At 67.0% G+C, this 4,866-nt stretch carries 5 protein-coding genes; 4 read left to right on the forward strand and 1 reads right to left on the reverse strand.

Annotation, left to right across the window (positions count from 1 at the left end; genetic code table 11):
- From ABZF37_RS13515 to ureA, 4 genes are all read left to right on the forward strand, one after another.
- Positions 1 to 2,616, forward strand: a 2,616-nt coding sequence (locus ABZF37_RS13515; RefSeq protein ID WP_372720797.1) for a mechanosensitive ion channel domain-containing protein, incomplete at its 5' end; no start/stop codon positions are given.
- A 200-nt stretch (positions 2,617 to 2,816) separates the two neighbouring features.
- Complete coding sequence (locus tag ABZF37_RS13520; RefSeq protein ID WP_372720799.1) at positions 2,817 to 3,023, forward strand: hypothetical protein; 207 nt, start codon at positions 2,817 to 2,819, stop codon at positions 3,021 to 3,023.
- On the forward strand, positions 2,995 to 3,846 hold the full coding sequence (locus ABZF37_RS13525; protein ID WP_372720801.1) for an urease accessory protein UreD: 852 nt from the start codon (positions 2,995 to 2,997) through the stop codon (positions 3,844 to 3,846). Before ABZF37_RS13520 ends, ABZF37_RS13525 begins: the two co-directional genes overlap by 29 nt.
- 51 nt (positions 3,847 to 3,897) lie before the next feature.
- On the forward strand, positions 3,898 to 4,191 hold the full coding sequence (gene ureA / locus ABZF37_RS13530) for an urease subunit gamma (protein ID WP_372720803.1): 294 nt from the start codon (positions 3,898 to 3,900) through the stop codon (positions 4,189 to 4,191).
- A 65-nt stretch (positions 4,192 to 4,256) separates the two neighbouring features.
- Here ureA and ABZF37_RS13535 read toward each other — a convergent pair.
- Positions 4,257 to 4,866, reverse strand: a 610-nt coding sequence (locus ABZF37_RS13535) for an NnrS family protein (RefSeq protein WP_372720805.1), incomplete at its 5' end; no start/stop codon positions are given.

Consider the following 4,866-nt stretch of genomic DNA (forward strand, 5'->3'; position numbering starts at 1 on the left):
GATCAGGTCGCGGCGCTGTCGGCGCGCCTGAGCGAAACACGGCAGAAACTGGCGCGGCAGGAATTGGTCGACGCCGAAACCCTGGTGCAGAACACGGCAGACGCCCACCCCTTGATCCGTCAGGCGGCAGCCGAACAAGCCGCACTGACCCGCGAACTGGCGCAGGTGCTTCAGGCCGATGACGCGACCGACAGCGCCATCGTCGCCACTCGCACCCGCCAGAGCGAAATCGAGGAGCTGTACCGGACCGCGCAGGCGCAGCTCGACCTGGCCGACCTCAGCGGCGCCCTGGTGAAGGCCTTGAACGATCGCCGCTTGCGCCTGCCGCGGCCAAGTGACTACTCGCGCAATGCCACTGCCCGTAACCGCGACATCGGCGAGGCACGCTTGCGGCAACTGCAACTGACCGAACAGCAGCGGGCCCTGGGCCTGCCTTACCAACGTGCTGCCGAGCAGCTGAAAAAGCTGCAACCACCGCTGGACAAGGACGCGCAGGCGGAACTGCGCCGGACCCTGACTGGCTTGCTCCGCGCCCAGGCCGATCTGCTGGGCCGACTCGACGACGCCTACGCGCGGCACATCGCACTGCTAAGCGACCTGGACCGTCGCGAGCAACAATTGCTTCAAGTGGCGGGGAACTACACCGATCTGCTCGACCGGCGTCTGCTGTGGACGGCGGATCTTGCCCCGATGGGCCTGACCTGGCTGCGCAGCTGGCCGGCGGCGATTGTCCAGTTGCTACGTCCGGCCCGCTGGGGCGAGCTGCCTTCTGCACTGGTGACCACCCTGGCGACACAGCCATGGTGGGCGCTGAGTCTGGCCCTGCCTTTGATGCTGATGGCGCTGCGCGGCCGATTACGTCGGCACCAGTTGCAGGACACCGGGCGTTTGAGCGACATCTACCGCGATGGGGCCTGGCTGACCCTGCGGGCCCTGGCCTATTCCGGGCTGCGCGCCGTGCCCTGGCCGTTGTTGCTGTACCTGACCGGCGTGCTGCTGGAACTCGGGTCTACTGCCAACTCCCATGCCGGCGCCAGCGGCGCGGCATTGTCCGGCATTGCCCCGTTGGTGTTCGTACTCAATTTTGTGCACGAGATCGCACGGGACCGGGGCGTACTGGATGCCCATTACCAGTGGCGAGATCAAGCGCGGCGGATGCTACGCCGACAGATCGTTCGTCTGCGCCTGCTGGCGGTGCCCAGCGGCTGGCTGATCATATTCACCGAAACGCTGGCATTGCCCGCGCTGCGCGACACCATCGGGCGCGCGTCCATGGTGCTGTTCTCGCTGGCGCTGGCTGTTTTCCTGTCGAACACCTTGCACCCACAGCGCGGCGTGATATCTGCCCGCCACAACGGCCTGATCCGGCAGGCCACTACGGTGGCGATACCGCTGCTGCTGGCGGCGCTGGCGGCGCTGGGCTTCTACTACGCCGCCATTCAACTGCAAGACAGGCTAGTGCAAACCGCCGGGTGGCTGCTCGGCGTGCTGCTGGTCTATTACCTGGTGCTACGCGCGCTGGCAATCACCGGGCAGCGGCTGCGCCTGCAGCGGGCCACGACCGGGAGCCAAGCTGCCGACGGCGAAGCCCAGGCGTCCACAGACGAGTTCGACATCGAAGCCGTGGATGAACAGGCGCGCCGCCTGCTCGGCTTTGCCCTGTCCCTGACCATAGGCGGCGTCCTGCTGTGGGTGTGGGCGGATCTGCTGCCGGCGCTACAGGCACTCGACCAGGTGCTGCTGTGGGAATACCAGATCGGCGCCGATAGCGGCGAGGCGTCGGACGCAGTTACCCTGCTCAGCCTGGTGCTGGCGGCCGGCAGTGCGGCGATAACCGTGCTGGCCGCCAGCAACCTGCCCGGAGTGCTGGAGATTGCTGTGCTGCGCCGCACCAGCTTGGATGCCGGCGCGCGCTACGCAACCATCACGGTCACCCGCTACATAATCGTCATCGTCGGCGTGCTGACGGTGATGAACCTGCTCGGTGTCGAGTGGGCCAAGGCGCAGTGGCTGGTCGCGGCGCTGGGCGTTGGCATCGGATTTGGACTGCAGGAAATCATCGCGAATTTTATTTCGGGCCTGATCATCCTTGGCGAGCGGCCCTACCGGGTCGGTGACCTGGTTACCGTCGGTGGGGTCAGCGGCACCGTCACGCGTATCCGCATCCGCGCCACCACGGTCACGGATTTCGATCGCAAGGAATTGATTGTTCCGAACAAGACCTTCATCACCGAACAGTTCATCAACTGGACCCTGTCCGACCAGGTGCTGCGGGTCGTGGTCCGGGTGGGGGTTGCCTACGGCTCGGACACGGCGCGCACCTACCAGGTCCTGCTCGATACCGTGCAGGCCAACGCGCGGGTACTGCACGACCCGAGTCCAATGGTGCTGTTCACCGGCTTTGGCGACAGCTCGCTCGACTTCGAGGTTCGCGCTTACGTGCGCACCTACCAGGACGTGGTGCCGGTCGGCCACGAACTGCACATGGCGATCGACCAGGCCCTGCGCGCGGCTGGTATCGAAATTCCCTTCCCGCAGCGCGACCTGCACCTGCGCAGCGTGGCGCCGCAAGCGGCGCAGGCCATGGGCAGCCAACCGGCCGCGCCGGCGGGGTGACTCCCCTGCACGAGCGACCCAGGCTCCAATCACACGCTTCGCGCGCAAACCACACGGTCACGACTTGGCGTGGTTGTGAAGCTTCGGCATCATCCAATCCGACCGCCGCGCACCCGCATGGCCGAACATCCCGGCACATCGCCTGGAGCCGGCGGGTATCGGCGGCTGGCGGGCGCGACCCATCCGACCAAGGACCGACAATGAAAAACACCGTGATGGCCTTTTTCCTGACCGCGCTTGCCGCGCCGGGTGCGGCGCTGGCACATGCCGGACACGCACCGCTCGCCGGCTTGTCGGACCTGTTTCTGCATCACCCGTGGACCACGCTGCTGGCGCTGGCGCTAGGTGGCGCCGGCTTGCGTCTTATCGCCGTGATGCATGCACGCGTACGTTCGCGTCGACGCTGAAACACCCGGCGGCTGGCGGGCCACGCTTGCGCTCACCTTCGGGCGCGAGGGTGAGCGCACCGTGCTCGCCCGCCGCGTCCACAGCGGCCCGCTGACCGTACAGCGCCCCTTCCACCCGGAAGGGTACGAGGGCGCTTGCCATGTCTACCTGCTGCACCCGCCCGGCGGGGTCGTGGGCGGTGATGTACTGGACATTACCGTGCACGCTGGCCCGGACAGCCGCGCGCTGATCACCACGCCGGCCGCCAACAAGCTTTACCGCAGCGCCGGGCCGCGCGCGCAGCTCGCCCAGACGCTGCACGTGGATGCGGGCGCCCAGCTGGAATGGCTGCCGCAACCGACCATCGCCTTTGCGGGCGTCCACGCACGCGTCGCCACGCGGGTGAACCTGGCCCCCGGCGGCAGCTTCATTGGCTGGGAAATCCTGTGCCTGGGCCGCCCGGACAGCGGCGAGCGCTACGATGGCACCCTCGGCACGGCACTCGAACTGTGGCAGGACGGCGCGCCGATGTGGCTGGAGCGTGCCCGTTACGATGGCCAGGTCTTGCTGGATGCGCCCTTCGGCCTGCGCGGCCAGTGCGTAAGCGGCACTCTGCTGGCGACGCCGGTTGTCACGCCCGACAGGTTGGACGCCGTGCGCGCGACCCTGGCGCTCCACGACACAGTGCTCACCGGCGCCAGCATGGTGGACGACGTGTTGGCACTGCGCGTGCTTGGGTTTCAGACCGAAACCGTACAGCGCGCGCTCACCGCTGCCTGGGCGGCCCTGCGTCCGCTGTTGATGGGCCGACCCGCGTTGCCGCCACGTATCTGGGCCACCTGAGTTGAGCGCTGAATACGTCAGAGTTCCCTTCACTTTCTAAACGGAGATCGCATGGAACTGACCCCGCGCGAGAAAGACAAGCTGCTGCTGTTCACCGCCGCCCTGCTCGCCGAACGGCGCCTGGCGCGTGGCGTGAAGCTCAACTACCCGGAAGCCGTGGCCTACATCAGTGCCGCCATCCTGGAAGGGGCACGCGATGGTCGCACCGTAGCCGAGATGATGGATTTCGGCCGCACGCTGCTGACACGCAACGACGTCATGGACGGCGTGCCGGAGATGATTCCCGATGTACAGGTAGAAGCCACCTTCCCGGACGGCACCAAGCTGGTGACCGTGCACGACTGAGCCCATCAAACACACGGTGCGCACCACCTGGGCCTGAAAAAACACAAGGCGGCGCGTGACCGCACTCAGCCCGGCCCGCCATCCACCCGCGCTCGCCACAGCATCGGGCCGTAGCAGTACACGAAGATCCCGAAGCCCAGACACCACAATGCGGCCGACACGGCCACCGCCAGGCGCGGTGTCGCGTCGGCCAGTCCGACGCGCACGACTGCGGCAAGACCCAGAGCCCCAAACGCCAGCGGCATGATCGTCGGTGGCTGCAAGGCACGCCCCGTGTGTCCCAGGCTGACGCGCGCCATCATCGCCACAATCACACCACCGACGGTGCCGATGGTGAACAGGTGCAGCACCGCGCTGCCCGTGACCGGCAAGCCCAGATGCCATGCCGCCAGTGCCAGCAGTGCAGCCACCAGCCAGGCATAGGCGAGATGTAACGACCACAGCAGCGGCACCCGCAAAACGCCCGCGCGAAACCAGCGTGCCAGGCGCATGCCATGGGTGATCGCCAGCAAGAAAAACAACGGCGCCAGACGCGCGTCGGGCGTGAATCCTGCTCCGGCGAGCGCCAGCAACGCCAATAACGGCAGCCCGCCGTAGGCAAATATTTCGAGCGAGCGGCGCGGGACGATGGGCGCCGACAGGCGCAGGCCCCCCTGGGTGAAAAACGGAATCACC

Origin of the sequence: Immundisolibacter sp., assembly GCF_041601295.1 — a bacterium.
GTDB lineage: Bacteria > Pseudomonadota > Gammaproteobacteria > Immundisolibacterales > Immundisolibacteraceae > Immundisolibacter.